The organism is Oceanihabitans sediminis (assembly GCF_003337215.1).
In the GTDB taxonomy this organism is placed as follows: Bacteria; Bacteroidota; Bacteroidia; order Flavobacteriales; family Flavobacteriaceae; genus Oceanihabitans; species Oceanihabitans sediminis.
On sequence record NZ_QPIG01000001.1, the window covers coordinates 49405 to 69616 of the forward strand.

Below are 20212 nucleotides of genomic sequence, written 5' to 3' on the forward strand. Positions count from 1 at the left end.
CAAATAAACAGAGAAAAATAGCGGTAATTTGCTTAAAAATAAAATTATGGGAATATTAAATTCAATTTTTGGAAATAAATCTAAGAAAATTAAAGATTTTCAATCTAGAGGCACATTGATAATAGATGTAAGAACTAAAGGAGAGTATGACCAAGGAGCAATTCCTGGATCTAAAAACATACCGTTACAAGTAATAAATAGCAAAATTAACGAGATAAAAAAACTTAACAAACCGGTAATTACTTGTTGCGCAAGCGGAATGCGTTCTGGCAGTGCGGCAACTATTTTAAAGGCTCAAGGTATAGAAGCTATGAATGGCGGAGGCTGGTTTAGCTTAAGCCAAAAACTATAATTTTAAGGTATTAAAGGCTTCTGGTTTTAAGATTGGAGTTTCGTTATACTGCAGTGTCCATCCTAGTGAATTTGTTAAAATATAAAATTTGGACAGCTCACTAATCAATCTGTTTTTAGCATTCGCTTTTAAATCGGAATCCTCTAGTTTTTTCACTAAGGAAGCTTTTATAGTTTCTTTAATGTCGTTATAATCTTTCGCTTCAAAGGGATTAAAGAAATCCGCTTGAATATCATAGTATTCTAAATCTGGACTAATTTTTATTTCTTCCTTCGGAATACTTTTTATGATTAAGATTTTATTAGCCTCATCTATTTCGTATTCGATTTTACTTAAATCGAAAGCGATAGTCACATCGGCATTAACTACCACCAATGCTTTTTTATCTGAAGTATAATACTGTCCGAATATTTCTTTAGAACTTTTATAATTAAAAACTTCACTGAAGTGTCCTTCTGTAACTACAAGCTTTCCAACATTTTTTATTTGCTCTTGAATTAGTGCTGAGCTTTCTTTAAGCACAATACTTTCTTGTTTTTTACTTTCACAGTATTTAAAAGTGAATAAAACAGCCAGAGCAATTATAACACCGAGTAGAATTTTTCGCATATTTCAAAAATACATATAAAAAAACATCAACAACAAAATCTTTTATGATAAATCTTGTTATTGATGTTTAAAATGAAACTTGATTAATAGCATTGTAAATTTAGTCTTTTATTTGAGAGTTGAAGATTAATTTCGTTGAAAAGAAAATATATTAGTCAAAACGCTTATCAATTAATTACCAACATCTTAAAACTCCATAAAAGGATGTTTTTGAAGTAATTGCTCTGACCTATTTTTAATATTTTCTACAAATTGAAGATGCGCTTTTGAACTTGGATTAAAAGGTTTATGCCTTAAGCCTTTTTGAATAACAGCAACTTCTTTCATTGTAACTTCTGATTTAGGAGAAATCCAGGTCTGTTTAAACCGCTCCCATATATAATTTACCGCTATTTCATTTGGGTGTAACATATCTTCCTTATAGAAACGATAATCACGAAGTTCATCCATCATGATTTCGTAACTCGGAAAATAATAGTTTTGAGGGTTCTTAACCAAGAATTGATGTATTGCAGCAATTAAATGCGCTTTGCTTTGTGTGTTTTCTACAAAACCGTCTTTTATATGTCGCACGGGAGAAACGGTGAAAATCACAGAAGTCTTTTTATTCAGCCTCCTGATAGATTTTTCTATATTTTCGAGAGATTGTAAAATAGTATCTACAGAAAGTATTTGCTTTTCGAACTCTTTTTGAGGAACCTTATGACAGTTTGCAACGGTTTTATCGTTAGCAATATGATTATACACCCAAGAAGTCCCTAATGTTATTATTATATGAGAAACTTCTTGTAATTGCGTCTTTGTTGCTGTAATCCTTTCGTTTAGTTGTTGCAGTAAAACTTCTTTAGAAGTATTGCTAAGTAAAGAGTGCGCATCAAAACAATGCCATTGTTCGTTATGGAAAAAGATATCCTGTTCTGTGAATTCTTTTTCTTCAATAGCATTTACAATTAAAGCTTCAATAGCTTTTGGATGAAACAAAATACCGAAAGGGTTTATGGTATTCTGAAACTTAAAATAATCAAATTTACTTCCTATGTTTTCAGAAAAACAAGATCCAATCAACAAGAGTTTAGAATTATAATCTATAAGATTATTCTCTTGTTGATGGATTGGTATTTTTGTTAAGAAGTTCATTCTCTTTTACTCCTAAAAAGGAGATGTATTAAGCTAAATAACTCTTAGCTTCGTTTAGAGCGGTTTCGATTCCGTCTGGATTTTTCCCTCCTGCAGTAGCAAAGAAAGGCTGACCACCGCCACCTCCTTGGATGTGTTTTCCTAATTCTCTTACAACCGTTCCTGCATTTAAGTCTCTTTCTGCTACCAATTCTTTAGAAATGTAACAAGACAGTAATGCTTTACCGTTTTGCTCGGTTGCGAAAAGCAAGAATATATTAGACTGGTTCTGACCTAAATTAAAGCAAACATCTTTAATTCCTGCTGCATCTAAATCTAATTTCTTTGCTAAAAACTGAATACCGTTTACTTCGGTTAACTCGTTTCTTAAATCGTTTATTATATTTTTAGCCTTATCTTTTAATAAAGCTTCAATTTGTTTTTTTAATTCTGAATTTTCAGCTTGTAAGTTTTGCAATGCTTTTACTGGCTCTTTAGCATTATTAAGCAAATCTTTCATTTCGAAAAACGCTTTATTGTTTTCTGCATAGAAATCTTTAACCGCATCACTTGTTATCGCTTCAATACGACGAATACCTGAAGCTACAGCTCCTTCTGAAACAATTTTAAAATGCCAGATATCTCCGGTGTTTTTTACATGTGTTCCTCCACAAAGCTCGATGGATTGTCCGAAACGAACTGCACGAACGGTGTCACCGTATTTCTCACCAAAAAGCGCCATTGCACCTTCGTCAAGGGCTTTTTGCATAGGAATGTTTCGTTGTTCTTCTAAAGGTAACTTTCCATCAATTCTTCTGTTTACGAAGTTTTCTACTTCGCGTAATTCTTCTACGGTTAATTTTGAAAAGTGTGAAAAATCAAAACGTAAGTATTTAGAATGAACTGCAGAACCTTTTTGCTCTACATGATCCCCTAAAACTTCTCTTAAAGCCTGATGCAATAAGTGTGTTGCTGTGTGGTTACATTCTGTTCTGTAACGTTGCTTAGCATCTACAGAAGCTTTAAAAGTTGCATTTACATCTTTTGGTAAGCTCTTAGCGAAATGAATAGATACATTGTTTTCTTTTTTGGTATCAACAATATAAATTACATCTCCTTGAGCATCTTCTAAATATCCTTTATCACCAACTTGCCCTCCTCCTTCTGCGTAGAACGGAGTAAGATTAAACACTAATTGGTAAAGTTCCCCATCTTTTTTAGAAACTACTTTTCTATACTTTACAATTTTCACTTGTGCTTCAAGTGTATCATAACCTATAAATTCTTGTTCTTCGTCATCAATTAAAACCGTCCAGTCGTCTGATTTTAATTCTGATGCTTTTTTACCTCTGTCTTGTTGCTCTTTTAGTTTCTTTTCAAAATCTTCAACATTATAAGTAAAGCCTTTTTCTCTAAGAATTAAATCGGTTAAATCCTCTGGAAAACCGTATGTATCTTTAAGTTCAAAAACTTTTGCTCCAGAAATTTCTTTTGTTTTTGCAGATTCAACTATACGATCTAAAAGCATTAAGCCTTGATCTAAAGTTCTTAAGAAAGAAGCTTCTTCTTCCTTAATTACGTTTTCAATAAGTTGGCGTTGTACTTTTAATTCAGGAAAAGCTTCCCCCATTTTCTTTACAAGAACGTCTACCAATCTATAAATAAATGGTTCTTTTTTATCTAAGAAAGTAAATCCGTAACGAACCGCACGACGTAAAATTCTACGAATCACATAACCTGCACCTGTATTTGATGGCAATTGTCCGTCGGCAATAGAAAAAGCTACCGCACGTACGTGGTCTGAAATTACTCTAATAGCAACATCGACTTTTTCTTCTTTACCATAATCTTTATCTGTTATGGTTTCAATTTCTCTAATAATAGGCGTAAATACATCGGTATCATAATTAGACTGTACTCCTTGTAAAACCATACAAAGACGCTCAAACCCCATACCTGTATCAATATGTTTATTTGGTAAAATCTCTAAGGAACCATTTGCTTTACGGTTGTATTGCATGAATACTAAGTTCCAAATTTCCACAACCTGTGGATGGTCCATATTCACTAAAGATTTACCATCTACTTTAGCTTTTTCTTCTGCAGAACGAATATCTACATGAATTTCACTACAAGGTCCGCATGGCCCTTGCTCACCCATTTCCCAGAAATTATCTTTTTTATTTCCTTTTAAGATTCGGTCTTCAGAAATATATTGTTTCCAAATATCATAAGCTTCGGTATCCATTTTAAGGTTATCGGCATCATCACTTCCTTCAAAAACCGTAACATATAAGATATCTTTATCAATACCGTAAACTTCTGTTAAAAGCTCCCAAGCCCAAGCGATAGCTTCCTTTTTAAAGTAATCGCCAAAACTCCAGTTTCCTAACATCTCAAAAAGCGTGTGATGATAGGTATCATATCCTACTTCCTCTAAATCATTGTGCTTTCCTGAAACACGCAAACACTTTTGGCTATCGGCTATTCTGCTATTTTTGGGCTGGGCGTTTCCTAAGAAATATTCTTTAAAAGGAGCCATTCCAGAATTAACAAACATTAAAGTTGGATCATCTTTTAACACCATTGGTGCAGACGGCACGATGCTATGTTTTTTTTGTTCGAAAAAACTTAAAAATTTAGAGCGAATATCTTGAGACTTCATGTACTTGTATTAATATCTTATTTCTGTTAATTTATTTTTCTTCACAAACTTACAACGACTTACAGCTTAATATTTTGTTAATTCTAAACATACTAACTATTAAAGTTAAAAAATTATTTGATAATATTTTGTAAGTTTGTTCGTTTGCTGTTAACTATTAAGTGGAAAACCAACTTTAATAATAATTGCAAAAATAGAATAAAATAAGTAATGAGTAAGGTAAAATATTATTATGATTCCGAAACGCTCTCCTATCGAAAAATAGAGCGTAAAAAAAGACGCACAATTAAGTACGTTACACTATTTTTAAGTGCTGCTGCATTGTTTGGTTTCTTTTTTGTTTTTATTGCTAGTCATTATTTAGAATCCCCTAAAGAAAAAGCCTTAAATAGAGAGCTTCAAAATCTAAAATTAAACTTCGAATTACTAAACAAAAAGTTTGATGAAGCAGAAGCTGTTCTTGCAAATATTGAGGACAGAGACAATAATATTTACAGACACTATTTTGAAGCTAACCCAATTCCTGAAGAGCAAAGAAAAGCTGGTTTTGGTGGAATTAACAGATACAAAGGTTTTGAAGGCTACGATAATTCAAAACTTATCATAGAAAGCAACAAACGTATTGACAGGTTACAAAAACGTATTGTTGTTCAGTCGAAATCATTAGATGAAATTGCTACCCTTGCCAAAGAAAAAGAAAAACTTCTAGCTGCTATCCCGGCTATACAACCAATACGAAACGAAGACTTAACGCGTATGGCCTCTGGTTACGGTATGCGTACCGATCCTTTTACCAAAGCAAGAAAAATGCACTGGGGAATGGACTTTACCGCTCCTAGAGGAACACCAGTTTACGCTACTGGCGATGGTGTTGTAGAACGTGCAGATAGCAATGCTGCAGGTTACGGAAACCATATTAGAATAGATCACGGTTACGGCTATGTTTCTCTTTATGCACATTTATACAAGTACAATGTAAGAAAGAACCAAAAAGTAAAACGTGGTGATGTAATTGGATTTGTAGGAAGCACAGGAAGAAGTGAAGCACCTCACCTTCACTACGAAGTTTTTAAAGACGAGCAACGAATAAACCCAATAAACTTTTACTACGGAAGTTTAACTGCAGAAGAGTTTAATGAACTATTAAAGCATGCTGCTTTAGAAAATCAATCTTTAGACTAGATTTAAATGTTTATAGAGTTACCTGAAAAACGATATTACGGAATTGGCGAACTTGCCAAGGCTTTTGATGTGAACACATCTTTAATACGTTTTTGGGAAAAGGAATTCGATATCCTTAAACCTAAGAAAAACGCAAAAGGAAACAGGAAATTCACACCTGAAGATGTAAACAATCTAAAACTTATTTACCATTTAGTAAAAGTAAGAGGCTTTACTTTAGAAGGTGCAAAAACACATTTAAAAGAAGAAAAGCAAAAAACCCTTTCAAAATTTGAGATTATTAGTAAATTAGAAGGAGTTAAAAATCAACTCATCAAAATTAAAGAACAACTGTAACATTCTCGTTACATTTGCTACTAATAAAACAAACGCAAACACTTAAAACAATTTATCATGAAAAAATGGTTAATACCAGTAATTATCATAGCCGTTATTGGCTTTGGTCTTTATAATTGGGCTGTAGGATTTAACAATACAGCAGTAAGACTTAATGAAAATGTAAGTGAATCTTGGGGTAATGTCCAAACTTCTTACCAACGTAGAAACGATCTTATCGGAAATCTAGTAAACACTGTTAAAGGTGCTGCAGATTTTGAGAGAAACACTCTAGAAGCAGTAATTAAAGCAAGAAGCGAAGCTACCAAAACAACTATCGACCCTTCTAATATTACACCAGAACAATTAAAGCAATTCAACCAAGCGCAAGGTGGATTAAGCAGTGCTTTATCTCGTTTATTAGTAACAGTTGAAAGATATCCTGAATTAAAAGCTAATCAGAATTTCTTAAAACTTCAAGACGAATTAACTAGCACAGAAAACACGATTCAAACCGCTAGAACTCGTTACAACGAAGCTATAAAACCTTACAATACACATGTTAAAACATTCCCTAATTCTATATTAGCGGGTATTTTTAACTTTGAAGGAAAACCATATTTTGATGCTGAAGCTGGAGCTGAAAAGCCAGTAGATGTAGAATTCGATTTTAACTAGAATAAAGATGTCTAAAATAGAAGATTTTTTAACTGCACAAGAAGAACTAGAGATTGTTGAAGCTATTCGTACTGCCGAAAAAAATACGTCTGGAGAAATTCGCGTACATCTTGAAAAATCTTCTAAAAAAGACGTTTTTGATCGCGCTATGGAAGTGTTCCATTATCTAAAAATGGACAATACCAAAGAACAGAATGGTGTTTTAATTTACGTTGCTGTAGAAGACCAAACCTTTGTTATTTATGGAGACAAAGGCATTAACGATATTGTAGGAAAAGATTTTTGGAACTCTACTAAAGACGTAATTCAAACACATTTTAAAGCAGGAAATTTTAAACAAGGTCTTGTAGATGGTATTTTAAAAGCTGGTGTTGTACTAGAAAAACATTTCCCTTGGCATCATTCAGATATTAACGAATTACCAAACGACATTTCAAAAGGCTAATGATAAAACCCCAACAAATAAAGTATATTATAATACTGTTGATAGGTTTATGCTTTTCGCAAAACTTATTAGCACAGTTTGATATTCCTGCAATTCCAAAAGAACAAACAAGCGTATACGATTACGCAGCTTTACTTTCTAATTCAGAAAAAAACAACTTAGAACAGAAGCTTATTAGATATTCTGACACTACTTCTACGCAAATTGTGGTAGCAATTATACCAACAACCAAAGGAGAGAACATCGGGCTTTTATCGGCTAAATGGGCTCATGATTGGGGTATTGGGCAAGCAAAAGAAGATAATGGGGTGTTTATCTTATTAGCAAGGAACGATCGTAAGATATGGATTTCTCCTGGCTATGGTGTTGAGCACAGACTTACCGCAGGTATTGTTGGTGAACTTACCCGAAACGTTATCATCCCTGAATTTAAAAGAGGAGATTATTACAGCGGACTAGATAAAGGTACCGATGCTATTTTCGAGGTTTTAATGGGAGAATATCAAGGTACTAGAAAACAATCTAAAAAAGATGAAATACCTGTAGGATTTATTTTCTTTATGATTATTGTTTTTATAATCATCATTGTTTCTCTTTCAAAAAACCAACGGGGCGGTGGCAGCGGTGGTTCTGGAAGCAACAAAGGTGGTGGTTTTAGCATTCTTGACGCTATTATCTTAAGCAATATGGGAAGAGGCGGCTATGGCGGCGGTAGCTTTGGAGGTTCTTCTGGAGGAGGATTTGGGGGCGGTGGCTTCGGAGGAGGTTTCGGTGGCGGAGGATTCTCTGGTGGTGGCGCTGGTGGAAGTTGGTAAATTCACAAAAACTTTCAAAACATCTAATTCAAAATTCCATTTTATCACATAAAAAAAGGCTCTACATAACGTAGAGCCTTTTCTTTTATATCGCTTTTATATAGCAATCTATTTATTACTTCTTACGCATATAAACACTTACTGGAACACCGTGAAAGTTAAACTTCTCACGTAGTTTGTTCTCCAAGAAACGTTTATATGGTTCTTTTATATACTGTGGTAAATTACAGAAGAAAGCAAACTGTGGTTGCGGCGTTGGCAACTGCATGACATACTTAATCTTTACGTATTTAGCTTTATAAGCTGGTGGCGGATAATTTTCAATTATCGGCAACATAACGTCATTTAACTCACTTGTTTTAATTCGTTTTGTACGGTTTTGATAAACCTCAACAGCTGTTTCAATTGCTTTGTAAATACGTTGTTTGTTTAATACCGAAATAAACACAATTGGCACATCGGTAAAAGGAGAAATTTGCTCTCTAATATAAGCTTCAAACTGCTTAGTAGTTTTAGTATCTTTTTCAATTAAATCCCATTTATTTACCAGGATTACGATACCTTTTCTGTTACGTTCTGCAAGCCAAAAGATATTTTGTACCTGACCATCGAAACCACGAGTAGCATCTAAAACTAAAAGACAAACATCACAATGCTCGATAGCTCTTACACTACGCATTACAGAATAGAATTCTAAATCCTCTTTTACTTTCGATTTTTTTCTAATCCCAGCAGTATCTACGAGATTAAATTCGAAACCAAAACGGTTGTATTTTGTATCTATAGAATCTCTTGTAGTACCCGCTATATCTGTAACGATATATCTATCCTCTCCTATTAATGCATTAATGAATGAAGATTTCCCTGCGTTTGGTCTTCCTACAACAGCAAAACGAGGTAACTCATCTTTTTCTGCTGCAGCTTCCTCTTCTGTTTTTTCTGGTAAAGCTTCTACAAGAGCATCTAATAAATCTCCTGTTCCACTTCCGTTTATACTTGCAATAGTAAAATACTCCCCTAATCCTAGACTATAGAACTCTACTGCATCTTCAGCTCTTTTTCCGTTATCTACTTTATTAACAACTAAAAAAACAGGCTTATCTACTTTACGAAGTAATTTAGCAACATCCTCATCCATTCCTGTTACACCAGATTCTACATCCACCATAAAAATTATAGCATCTGCTTCATCTATAGCTAACTCTACTTGCTTGTCTATTTCTGCTTCAAAAATATCATCGCTTCCCTTTACATATCCTCCTGTATCAATAAGCGAAAATTCCTTTCCGTTCCAGTCACTTTTTCCGTAATGTCTATCTCTAGTTACCCCACTTACCGCATCGACAATGGCTTCTCTACGTTGAATTAAACGATTAAAAAATGTGGACTTTCCTACATTTGGTCTTCCGACAATAGCTACTATATTACTCATATTTCTTGTTTTAATCTGCATTACATATCCTGTAAGCGCTTGCAAAGGTAGTGTTTAGTTATTTAACAATTTTAATTTATTTTCAATTAGCTGAAAATAAATACAAAAGAGACTATAAAAAATCTTTACATTAGAAGCTTTAAAGTTAAATAAATGTCACTAAGCAACGAAATTGTATTAAGGCCTCGTTTTAAATTTGATGTAAAACAGGATAACCAAACGCTTTTAAAAATCTTTGAGGACACTAAAAACACACAAAGTGATTTTATAGTTTCTAGAATAGATGATCATGTTTTTATCAAGATTCCTAAAGTGAAACAGCACTTTTGGTCTCCACAATTACATTTAGAAATTAGCGAAAACGACACAAAAGGCACTTGTACTATTCGTGGGTTGTTTGGACCAAACCCAACGGTTTGGACCATGTTTATGTTTTTCCACTTTATAGTGGCGTGTTTATTTTTTGGATTTGGCGTATGGGCATATAGCAATTGGACTTTAGACACCAATTACTCACTACAGTTATTTGTAACGCTGTTTATGGTCCTTATTTGGTTTGCTCTTTACTTTGGCGGAAGCATAGGAAAGAAAACTGGTACAGGACAGATGCATGAATTACATGGGTTTATGCGTGACACCTTGCGAAGTAATGGTATTCATACAGAATACTAATAATTACTGATTATAACCAAAACGTTTCAGCTGTCGCTGATTGCTTCTCCAGTTCTTATTTACTTTAACGTAAAGTTCTAAGTGTATTTGTTTACCAAAGAATTTTTCTAAGTCTTTTCTAGCTTCAACTCCAACACGTTTTAAAGCAGCTCCTTTATGACCTATAATAATTCCTTTTTGTGTGTCTCTTTCTACCATAATTACAGATCGAACACGAATAATTTTTTCTTCTTCAAAAAACTCTTCGGTGTCTACTTCTACAGCATAAGGAATTTCCTTTTTGTAGTGTATTAATATTTTCTCTCTAATGGTTTCGTTAATAAAGAAACGCTCCGGCTTGTCTGTAAGTTGGTCTTTTGGATAGAAAGGTGGTGATTCTGGAAGTAAGTCTAAAATTCTATCAAAAACTTCTTTTACATTAAATCCTTCTAAAGCTGAAATAGGAAAGATTTCTGCGTTTGGCACTTTTGATTGCCACAACTGCACTTGTTCTTCTAATTGCGTCTGATCAGACTTATCAATTTTATTTAAAAGAAGTAATACTGGTATTTTTGAATTAGTGATTTTATCAAAGAAAGCTTCATCTTTCAATTCTCTCTCCCCTATTTCTACCATGTAGATTAGCACATCTGCATCTTCTAAAGCAGACTTTACAAAGTCCATCATAGAAGCTTGCAACTCGTAAGCAGGCTTGATAATTCCTGGTGTATCTGAAAGGACCACCTGAAAATCATCTCCATTAACAATACCTAAAATTCTATGACGCGTTGTTTGCGCCTTGGATGTAATAATAGATAATTTTTCGCCAACAAAGGCATTCATTAATGTAGACTTCCCAACGTTTGGGTTACCAATAATATTTACAAAACCAGCTTTGTGCATTTCTCTTAATTTTGTTGCAAAGATACGTTAGCAATTGTTTGTTTTCTATAAAACCTTGTTATTTTTAATAAGAAGATAGCTAAATAGCTCCTTTAAGTATATTAAAAAAGAAGGTATTACTTCTATAAAATCATTTTTTTGATCTACTTATATTGAAGATATTATTCTTCAATTTATCCATAGTACTTATGTAACCAAGCTCGAATATCTCGTCCATGTTTTTCATACTAAATGTACCATAGTGCATGATTTCATCTGGAGAAATAACCATATTACAATCTGAAAACTTTGCTAAAGACTCTGAAGCAGACATAATATCATAAGCTCTTTTAAGAACAGAATATGAGTATTTAATATCTTTAGCTTTAACAGGAGTTAGCGGATTTACATATACACCTATCAAGGTTTCACACTTTTTTCTTAATGGTTCTGTTGGAAAGTTATTAAGCACACCTCCATCAATATAATGGGCATTCTTAATTTTTACCGGAGTGAAAACACCAGGAAAAGATGCCGAAGCCAAAATTGGTTTGATTACTTCACCTGAACTAAAAATTCGCAGTTTTCCTGTCTCTACATTGGTTGCTGTAACGTATAGGGGCTTCTTTAAACTTTCAAAAGAATTATCTGGAAAACATACTTTAAATTCTGCTGCAAGTTTTTCAGAATCTATAAATCCTGGTTTAGAAAAGGCGAAATTATTCGTTCTAAAAATTGGCACTGTTTTAAAAAAATGAAGAATTTCTTCCCAAGGCATACCTGCGGCATACATTCCTCCTACAATTGCCCCTGCACTTGTTCCTGAGATATGTGTTGGAAAAATCCCAACTTCTTCTAAAGCTTTAATAGCTCCTATATGCGCAACTCCTCTTGCTCCTCCTCCAGAAAGTACTAATCCTATATTCATTTCTTCTTTTATTATTTATTTGGCTTGTATTTGAAACTTAATTAAGCCACCATCTATTTCTGCTTTTATAAGTTTTCCGTTTTCATAATAATAAATACTTTCATTTCCTCTAGCATTCACTTTTTTATATGTGTGATTTCCAAGAGGCACAATCGTATTCATTTTTCCTTCTTCTTCAGAAAAACAATGTTTTATATTTTTTGGTTCTTCAAAATACAATAAAATTGTACTATAGTTTATAGCTTCTTTAAAAACTCTAGCCTCCTTCTTTTCTTGCTTAACAAGATAGTGATTTTGCTCTCTTTCTATTTTAGTTTCTGCATGAGGTTTATTATTCACTACCACATTAACATCTGATTCTTGCAGCTTATTGTTGCTAAAAACAACATGATATTTATAGTTTACATGAATTTCTTTTATAAACCTTGTACTGATATCGGTTTTGCTCTGATAATGCATTTTAGAGTCTTTAAAAGACTTTGAAGCCTGCAACTGACCAACTATCTTGCCTTTTAGAATAATATCAAAATTTAAAAGCGTTTGGTTTGTAGTTGCTCCAAGATCTTGAAAAGAAAATACGTGAAACAGTATTAGGTAGAAAAGCATTATAACAGTTTGATTTTATGAATACAAAATAACATTAATATTTTAGATGGAAAATATTTTTGTTTTGCAAATGGCAAATAAAAAAGCAGACTATAATTTTCTTATAATCTGCTTTACATATATTCTTTGGAAAAGAACTTCTTAGTTTCCTTTGTTATAATCTTCTAAGAATTTAGCTAATCCGATGTCGGTTAAAGGGTGATTTAATAACCCTTTAATTGAAGATAAAGGTCCTGTCATTACATCTGCTCCTAATTTAGCGCAGTTAATAACGTGCATAGTATGACGTATAGAAGCCGCTAGAATTTCTGTTTGAAAACCGTAGTTATCATAAATCATTCTAATTTCATCAATTAAGTTTAAACCATCTGTAGAAACGTCATCTAATCTTCCTAAAAAAGGAGAAACATAAGTTGCTCCAGCTTTAGCTGCTAACAAAGCTTGTCCTGCAGAAAAAACTAAAGTTACATTGGTTTTAATTCCTTTATCAGAGAAATATTTACATGCTTTTACACCATCTGCAATCATAGGAAGTTTTACTACAATTTGTGGGTGTAGTGCTGCTAATGCTTCCCCTTCTTTCACCATTCCTTCAAAATCTGTTGAAATAACCTCAGCAGAAACATCTCCGTCAACTAGTTCACAAATCTTTTTGTAGTGGTTTAAAATATTTTCTTGACCAGTAATACCCTCTTTAGCCATTAAAGATGGGTTTGTTGTCACACCATCTAAAACGCCTAAATCTTGCGCTTCTTTAATTTGATCTAGATTTGCAGTGTCTATAAAAAATTTCATATCTATTGTTTTATACTGTTTTTAAATACTCTAATACTTGCTGACTTACCTTCTCACCAGTAAAGCCAAATTTATCATCTAATACTTTTGCTGGAGCAGAATACCCAAAGTGTTCTAAACCGAATACTTTTCCGTTTTCACCAACTAAACCTTCTAAGTTTACAGGTAATCCTGCTGTTAAACCGAATAATGGTTTATTTTTAGGAATCACGCTATTTTGATATTCTTTAGATTGTAATCTGAAAACTCCTTCTGAAATTACCGAAGCTATATTCACTTTTAGGTTGTTTTCTTTTTCTAAAATTTCTGCAGCAGCAACTAATGTTGAAACCTCTGAACCATTTGCAATTAAAACAACATCTGGATTCTCTACTTCTTTTACTAAGTAACCTCCTTTTTCTGCAGCTAAAGCTTCGTTATATCTAGAGTCTCCTTGCGCTTCAATATCTTTAATTCCTTGTCTAGATAAAATTAACCCTGTTGGTCTTTTCTTGTTTTCTAAAGCCATTTTCCAAGCTACAACTGTTTCAGCAGAATCTGCTGGACGTAAGGCTAAGAAACTTGGATCTCCGCTGTGGTTCTTTAATTTTTCTAATAAACGAATTTGTGCTTCTTGCTCTATAGGTTGGTGTGTTGGTCCGTCTTCCCCTACTCTAAACGCATCATGTGTCCAAACATATTTCACTCCTAACTCTTGAAGTGCACTTAAACGAATTGCTGGTTTCATATAATCTGAAAACACAAAGAAAGTTGCTACTACAGGAATAACTCCACCATGTAAAGCAATACCGTTAGCAATACAAGCCATTGTTAACTCTGCAACCCCCGCTTGTAGGAAAGATCCTGTAAAGTCATTCTTTTGAATTGCATGTGTTTTCTTAAGGAAACCATCTGTTTTATCACTATTAGATAAATCTGCTGAAGAAACAATCATGTTTTCTACGTTCTCTGCTAAATAACCTAATACAGCAGAAGAAGCAGCTCTTGTAGCTAAACCTTCTTTAAAGGATACAGAAGAGAAATCTAATTCTGGTAATTCTCCTGAAAGGAAGAAATCTAATTTATCTGCTAATTCTTTATTCTCTGCTCTCCAAGCATTTATTTCTGCTTTCTTTTTTGCAGCGTTTGCTGTTTTTTCAGCTATTACATTTTTATAAAACTCTTGAACATCTTTATAGATATCAAAAGGTTTTTCTGGATTTGCTCCTAAGTTTAATAAGGTTTTTTCATAGTCTGCATCTGTATTACTAATTGGCTGACCATGTAATTCGCAGTACCCTTCAAAAGGTTTTCCTTCTGCAGTAACAGAACCTTTTCCTATTACGGTTTTACCAATAATAAGTGTAGGTTTTTCTGTTTCGTTATTTGCGTCTTTTAAAGCTTTTCTAATTTCGTCGTGGTTATGACCATCAATAGTTACTACTTTCCATCCCCAAGACTCATACTTCATTGCAGTATCTTCTGTAGTTACTTCGTCTGTAGAAGTTGATAATTGAATATCGTTAGAATCGAAGAACATGATAAAGTTACTTAACCCTAAGTGACCAGCAATTCTTCCTGCTCCTTGCGAAACTTCTTCTTGAATACCTCCATCTGAAATAAAACCATAAACTTTATGATTCATCCAATCACCAAAACGAGCTTTTAAATATTTTGCAGCAATTGCAGCTCCTACTCCCATAGTGTGACCTTGACCTAATGGTCCTGAAGTATTTTCTATTCCTCTTTCAAAATCTACTTCTGGGTGACCTGGAGTGATAGAACCCCATTGTCTGAAGTTTGCAATATCTTCTTTAGCATAGTTTCCTAAAAGGTAATATTGCGCATACATTAAAGTAGACAAATGACCAGCATCCATAAAAAAGCGATCTCTAAAAGCCCAAGTCATATCTGTAGGGTCAAAATTGAAGAATTCTGAATACAGAATATGCATAAAATCTGCTCCTCCCATAGGCCCACCTGGGTGCCCGGAATTTGCTTTTTCTACCATAGCTACTGCTAAAGCTCTAATGTTATCTGCTGCTTGTTGGTCAATTTGCTTGTTCATTTTTTATATTTTAATACGTTTAATAAACTTGTTTTCAATTAGAATTTATTCTACAAAGATGCTGATTATTTCACAAAATATATAGTTATTCAGTGATTAAATCGTGCTAAAATTTATAGTTTTTCATTCTTCTATAATTCCTTTTAAGCAGAAGAAAAATTTATATAAGTTTTTATTTAAATAAAGTTAAAGATTCACTTTTATTACATCTAAGAATTTTGGAATCGTAGCACTCCAATTATAAACGTCTTTTATTTTTACTCTAAAAGCATCTAAAGCATTAGGTTCGCCATGAATTAAAAATATTTTTTCTGGAACGTTTTTAATCTTAGCCATCCAGTCTATTAAATCTTGTTGATCGGCATGCGCAGAGAGACTCTCTATACTTTTTATAGTTGCATTAACCGGATAATATTTTCCGTAAAAATGAATTTCATGAGCGCCTTCCAACAGTTGTCTTCCTCGTGTTCCTTCGGCTTGGTAACCTACTAACAAAACAGTAGTAGATGATGCATCTATCATTTGCTGTAAATAGGTTAAAACCCTTCCACCGGTAACCATTCCGCTTCCTGCAATTATAATTTTAGAGCGCTTATCGTCTATTGTTTCCCAAGTTTCTTTATATGACTGAATAATATTTATATGTTCGCACATGGCATTGTAATCTGCCGGTGATAATTTATGCCATTTAGGAAAACGGTTAAAGACTTCGAGTACATTATTTCCCATTGGGCTATCTACGAAAATAGGGATATTAGTAATCTTATTTTGTTTGTAAAGCTTCCATAGAATATACATTAGTGTTTGTAGTCTTTCTACAGCAAAACTAGGTATGATAAGGTTTCCTTTTTTATGTAAGGTTTCTTTAATGATTTCTGAAAGAACTTCTTCAACATCTTCCTCTGGATGTAACTTATTTCCGTAAGTACTTTCAATAAAAAGAAAATCTGCCCATTCTGGTTTTTTAGGATCGTTAAGTAAGTAATCATCTACTCTACCAATGTCACCTGAAAACACAAATCGTTTTCCATCTATATCTAATTCAATAAAAGTTGCTCCGATGATATGTCCGTTATACTGAAAGCGATAAGAAATATGCTCTGTATATGAAATCCATTTATCTTGAACTTCCACCTGAAAATGCTGCACGGTTCTTTCTGCTTCTTTTACCGTATAGAACGGAAGGGCTGGATTATGCTTTGTGAGTTTTTCTTTGTTTGCTCTATCTGCTTCTTCCTCATGAATTTTTGCACTATCGCGTAAAATAACTTCGGCAATTGCTAAAGTTGGAGCAGTCCCAACAATCTTACCTTTAAAACCTTGTTTTAAGAGCCTAGGAAGGTAACCAACATGATCTAAGTGACCATGCGTCAATAAAACAATATCAATTTCTTCAGCATTAACAGATAAGTCCTCCCAATTTTGTTCACGCAGTTCTTTTAGACCTTGAAACATTCCACAATCTATAAGAATATTTTTGCCAACAGCTTCTAATAAAAACTTGGAACCAGTAACGGTTTCTGCGGCACCTAAAAACTTTATTTTGGCAAAATCTTTCATGAGTATTGGTTTTAACTGTTACAAAGCATTGTTATTTCTTTTAAAATTTTATGTTTTCTAGTTTCTGAAATTCCTAGATGATCTAAAAAGAAAGTATCGTTTAATAAATCCCGACAAAGCACCACATCTCTACTTAGCAAAAAGTGTTTTTCTCTTTTGGTTAATAAAGTTGAAACGGTAACAGGATACAAGCCTAATCTGTCAATTCTATCTTTTAAACCTTCTCCTTTAGGATAATCCCAACTAAGTAGTTTCAAGCCTACACAATTACCAAATTGCTTAGCATCTTCTGTAAACCTAGTATTAGTTACTACCCAGCCGCTAGTTATTTTAGTTATATTGTTTGTACTGTTGTTCCAATGTTCTTTAACGTCTAAGTATCTTGAGTTGACATATAGCGGTACTTTTACATTACACTTTAAACCATCCTCACTATGATATTTACATTCTATAATGGCAGTTTCTCCCTCTTTATGTGCTATTACATCTATTTCATGCTTTACACAATCTCCTTGTACAATATCTCCTGTATAAGTTTCATAGCCTGAAAATTGCAAAAGGGCACTAATAAATTTTTCAAATGGAAAACCTGTTGGCCCCAATTCGAAAACTGCTCTTTTAAGCTTATACTTAGAAGCAAAATGGCTATGGTCTTTTTTTAGTAAAGCAAAAGCTCTATTGTAAATTTCTTTTGTAGAAATACCTTGATATAGCTCATCTCTCACTATATCTAAAATATGATTTACTGTTTTATCACTTGCTCCAGTACGTTTTAATGAACCATATAGCTTCTCTAGTGAAAATTTCTCTTTTTCCCCACCAGACTTAATGATGTTTATATCTAAATTATTCATAGGTCGAATCTTTATTTATTCGTGTAACACTAAGAACGGAACGATTGTATGGGAGCCTAATTCTTAACCATTGGTTCTTTTATTATTTTATAATTTCTGGAGCATCAGAAGAAATCTTAGTAAACCAAGCATCCTCATTTTATATTTATGATCGCCTTAAATTCTGCATTACTAGTAACGGAATAGCAATCTTTAGACTGATCTTATCAATGGTTGATTGAAAAAGAATGTTTTCTAGATAAGAATGCTGCGTGTTTACCATAATTAAAAAATCCACTTCATTTTCTTCCACATATTTATTGATGGCTCCGTCTACTTTTCTACTATCTTCTGAAAAATAGTTTAGTTCGTTGTTGCAAACTGTTCCTTCTATAAATGCTTTATTATCTTCTTGTCTAAAAGATAATTTACTACTAGAGGACACATAAAGTAAATCGATTTTTGTTCTATATGGTGTAAGTAAATCGCATAACAACTTTAGCTCTCTTCTCTTATACGGAATTAAAAAGTTGGTTGGAAACAGTGCGTGTCTTGGCTGAGAATACTTATAACCTTCTGGAATAGCTAATACCGGACATTTTACATATTTTAAAACTTGCAAGGTGTTACTTCCAAAAGTTAAGCTGCTTTTATTTGACTTTCCTTTTGTTCCCATTACAATAAGATCAATGTTCTTATCGTCTGTTATTACTTCAGCTTCATCTAACAAAGTATTATTTGCAGACCTAGTAAAATAGGAAAACCTTGGGTTTGGAGATATTTCTTTTACTGCCGCTAATAGCTTTGCGAGATTTTCTTCGGATTCTTTCTTAACCCTTGCAACAATATCATCAAAAACGGTTCTACTTAATAATTCTTCATGATTATAAACCTCTGCTTCATAGGCATGCATGAAATAAAATTCAGCGGTTTGGTACTTAAAAAACTCTAATGCATATTTAATTGCATTCATTGAGTTGTCTGAAAAATCGGTTGGCATTAAAATTTTAATCATAGTTATTGTGTTTTATAAGTTAAATATAAACCATCCTCTTCATGTAAATTATGACATTTATCATACAACACCTAAACATTTCATTACAAACACTTTAAAAACTAAAACATCAACAAACCCCCTTCTAATTATTGAGTGTTTTTCTTACAAAACAATAGCAGAAAAAAGCCAGACTTACATCTGGCTTTCATCGGTTAATAGCTCGTAGTTTAATTAAGTTAATCCCTAGACTATTTAAACTACATTATAAATGTAATTCATTATAAAACAAGAAACTATGACAATCATCATACTTCCCTAACTAACTTTGACTTATCTTTAGATAACCACAAGAAGTAGAACTATTTTATGAGCACCTTATTCTTTAAAAATTTAGGAAAGTTATTTTATGCAATTGCTGCAGCAGATAAAAATATTGACGATATGGAAATATTGGCTTTAAAAGAAGTTATTGAATCTGATTGGAAAGCTATGGATTTGGCCAACCATGATGATTTAAAACTGATTACCGCTACGTTTAACAACTTAAAAAACGAAGACAACCAAAACATTGACAAGCTATTTTCTGACTTTATAAACTTTAAAAATGAAGAACATCACTTGTTTACTAAGTCTATTAACAGACTTATTCTGCATACTTGCAATGCTATTGCTAGTAGCTTTTCTAGCAGAAACAAATCGGAATTAATCCTACTAGCTAAGCTAGAAATAGAACTAAAGAAATAATGGAACTAATAATTCAAACTGATTAATATCATAGAAACACATATTTTTATTACTTATATTGAAAACGAAAACAACAAATTAGCATACCATGATTACAAACTTAGAACAAAGGGAAATAGATTATATTTTAGAGAATAATTACATAGGAAATTTAGGATACATCTCTCAAGACAAACCTTTTGTAGTTCCTATTACATATTACTTTGACAAAGAAAAAAACATTATTATTTGTTACTCTGGAGACGGACACAAAATGAATGCAATGAGAAAAAACAATGCTGTTTCCTTACAAGTTGCAGATATAGATTCTGTAATCGATTGGAGATCTGTTCTTGTTCATGGGGATTTTGAATTACATTTTGCAAGTGCAGCAAAATCTTATTTACATCAATTTTCCTTAGGTGTAAAAAATATTATTACTAAAAAAGAACATCACAAACCAGATTTCATAAGTGAGTTTTCTAGTAAAATTTATAACGAAGAAGTTCCTATTGTGTTTACAATTAAAATAAAGGAAATTACAGGAAGGAAAAGGTTGAAGTAACTAATACCGTAAACAT

21 protein-coding genes are annotated in these 20212 nt (G+C 32.9%); 9 read left to right on the forward strand and 12 right to left on the reverse strand.

Annotation, left to right across the window (positions count from 1 at the left end; translation table 11 throughout):
- Positions 1 to 46: 46 nt before the first annotated feature.
- Positions 47 to 352, forward strand: a complete 306-nt coding sequence (locus DU428_RS00220; RefSeq protein ID WP_072348742.1) for a rhodanese-like domain-containing protein — start codon at positions 47 to 49, stop codon at positions 350 to 352.
- Here the strand turns inward: DU428_RS00220 and DU428_RS00225 are convergent.
- The 3 genes from DU428_RS00225 to alaS form a co-directional block, all read right to left on the reverse strand.
- Positions 347 to 961 carry a DUF4230 domain-containing protein gene (locus tag DU428_RS00225; RefSeq protein WP_072348740.1) on the reverse strand — a complete coding sequence of 205 codons (615 nt, stop codon included), beginning with the start codon at positions 959 to 961 and terminating at the stop codon, positions 347 to 349. The two genes, DU428_RS00220 and DU428_RS00225, sit on opposite strands and share 6 nt — an antisense overlap.
- A 186-nt stretch (positions 962 to 1147) precedes the next feature.
- Positions 1148 to 2098 (reverse strand): GSCFA domain-containing protein, encoded by a 951-nt coding sequence (locus DU428_RS00230; protein WP_113965525.1) that lies wholly within the window; start codon positions 2096 to 2098, stop codon positions 1148 to 1150.
- Positions 2099 to 2126: 28 nt separating this feature from the next.
- Complete coding sequence (gene alaS, locus DU428_RS00235) at positions 2127 to 4742, reverse strand: alanine--tRNA ligase (RefSeq protein ID WP_113965526.1); 2616 nt, start codon at positions 4740 to 4742, stop codon at positions 2127 to 2129.
- Between the two features lie 210 nt (positions 4743 to 4952).
- On the opposite strand from alaS, the gene DU428_RS00240 reads away from it, so the two are divergent.
- The 5 genes from DU428_RS00240 to DU428_RS00260 are packed head-to-tail and all read left to right on the forward strand — an operon-like array spanning position 4953 to position 8177.
- Entirely contained in the window at positions 4953 to 5924 is a 972-nt protein-coding gene (locus tag DU428_RS00240) for a M23 family metallopeptidase (protein ID WP_072348733.1), read from the forward strand.
- Between the two features lie 6 nt (positions 5925 to 5930).
- Positions 5931 to 6260: a MerR family transcriptional regulator gene (locus tag DU428_RS00245; RefSeq protein WP_072348731.1), complete on the forward strand. Its 330-nt coding sequence runs from the start codon at positions 5931 to 5933 to the stop codon at positions 6258 to 6260.
- 57 nt (positions 6261 to 6317) lie between these two features.
- Positions 6318 to 6917 carry a LemA family protein gene (locus DU428_RS00250; RefSeq protein ID WP_072348729.1) on the forward strand — a complete coding sequence of 200 codons (600 nt, stop codon included), beginning with the start codon at positions 6318 to 6320 and terminating at the stop codon, positions 6915 to 6917.
- Between the two features lie 7 nt (positions 6918 to 6924).
- The gene (locus tag DU428_RS00255) at positions 6925 to 7362 is read left to right on the forward strand and encodes a TPM domain-containing protein (protein ID WP_072348727.1); all 438 of its coding nucleotides are present in this window, start codon (positions 6925 to 6927) and stop codon (positions 7360 to 7362) included.
- A complete protein-coding gene (locus DU428_RS00260; RefSeq protein ID WP_072348725.1) occupies positions 7362 to 8177 on the forward strand; it encodes a TPM domain-containing protein in 816 nt (271 codons plus the stop codon). Before DU428_RS00255 ends, DU428_RS00260 begins: the two co-directional genes overlap by 1 nt.
- Before the next feature lie 115 nt (positions 8178 to 8292).
- Here the strand turns inward: DU428_RS00260 and der are convergent, their stop codons facing one another.
- The gene (gene der, locus DU428_RS00265; protein WP_113965879.1) at positions 8293 to 9609 is read right to left on the reverse strand and encodes a ribosome biogenesis GTPase Der; all 1317 of its coding nucleotides are present in this window, start codon (positions 9607 to 9609) and stop codon (positions 8293 to 8295) included.
- A gap of 153 nt (positions 9610 to 9762) precedes the next feature.
- On the opposite strand from der, the gene DU428_RS00270 reads away from it, so the two are divergent.
- Positions 9763 to 10281: a GTP-binding protein gene (locus tag DU428_RS00270; protein WP_072348723.1), complete on the forward strand. Its 519-nt coding sequence runs from the start codon at positions 9763 to 9765 to the stop codon at positions 10279 to 10281.
- Positions 10282 to 10284: 3 nt separating this feature from the next.
- On the opposite strand, the gene era is transcribed toward DU428_RS00270, so the two are convergent.
- The 8 genes from era to DU428_RS00310 form a co-directional block, all read right to left on the reverse strand.
- Positions 10285 to 11163, reverse strand: a complete 879-nt coding sequence (gene era / locus DU428_RS00275; protein ID WP_072348721.1) for a GTPase Era — start codon at positions 11161 to 11163, stop codon at positions 10285 to 10287.
- A gap of 130 nt (positions 11164 to 11293) precedes the next feature.
- Entirely contained in the window at positions 11294 to 12070 is a 777-nt protein-coding gene (locus DU428_RS00280; RefSeq protein ID WP_072348719.1) for a patatin-like phospholipase family protein, read from the reverse strand.
- A gap of 15 nt (positions 12071 to 12085) precedes the next feature.
- Positions 12086 to 12676, reverse strand: coding sequence for a DUF6134 family protein (locus DU428_RS00285; protein WP_113965527.1), 591 nt, complete (start codon positions 12674 to 12676; stop codon positions 12086 to 12088).
- Between the two features lie 141 nt (positions 12677 to 12817).
- Positions 12818 to 13471 carry a fructose-6-phosphate aldolase gene (fsa, locus tag DU428_RS00290; RefSeq protein WP_072348715.1) on the reverse strand — a complete coding sequence of 218 codons (654 nt, stop codon included), beginning with the start codon at positions 13469 to 13471 and terminating at the stop codon, positions 12818 to 12820.
- A gap of 10 nt (positions 13472 to 13481) precedes the next feature.
- A complete protein-coding gene (locus tag DU428_RS00295) occupies positions 13482 to 15518 on the reverse strand; it encodes a transketolase family protein (RefSeq protein WP_072348713.1) in 2037 nt (678 codons plus the stop codon).
- A gap of 186 nt (positions 15519 to 15704) precedes the next feature.
- Positions 15705 to 17078: an MBL fold metallo-hydrolase RNA specificity domain-containing protein gene (locus DU428_RS00300; RefSeq protein ID WP_113965528.1), complete on the reverse strand. Its 1374-nt coding sequence runs from the start codon at positions 17076 to 17078 to the stop codon at positions 15705 to 15707.
- An 11-nt stretch (positions 17079 to 17089) separates the two neighbouring features.
- Positions 17090 to 17932 (reverse strand): restriction endonuclease, encoded by an 843-nt coding sequence (locus tag DU428_RS00305; protein WP_072348709.1) that lies wholly within the window; start codon positions 17930 to 17932, stop codon positions 17090 to 17092.
- Positions 17933 to 18077: 145 nt separating this feature from the next.
- Positions 18078 to 18926 carry a universal stress protein gene (locus DU428_RS00310; protein ID WP_113965529.1) on the reverse strand — a complete coding sequence of 283 codons (849 nt, stop codon included), beginning with the start codon at positions 18924 to 18926 and terminating at the stop codon, positions 18078 to 18080.
- Between the two features lie 348 nt (positions 18927 to 19274).
- Between DU428_RS00310 and DU428_RS00315 the strand changes: the two genes are divergently transcribed.
- Complete coding sequence (locus DU428_RS00315; RefSeq protein ID WP_072348705.1) at positions 19275 to 19652, forward strand: hypothetical protein; 378 nt, start codon at positions 19275 to 19277, stop codon at positions 19650 to 19652.
- Positions 19653 to 19740: 88 nt separating this feature from the next.
- Positions 19741 to 20196: a pyridoxamine 5'-phosphate oxidase family protein gene (locus DU428_RS00320; protein WP_113965530.1), complete on the forward strand. Its 456-nt coding sequence runs from the start codon at positions 19741 to 19743 to the stop codon at positions 20194 to 20196.
- Positions 20197 to 20212: the final 16 nt, after the last annotated feature.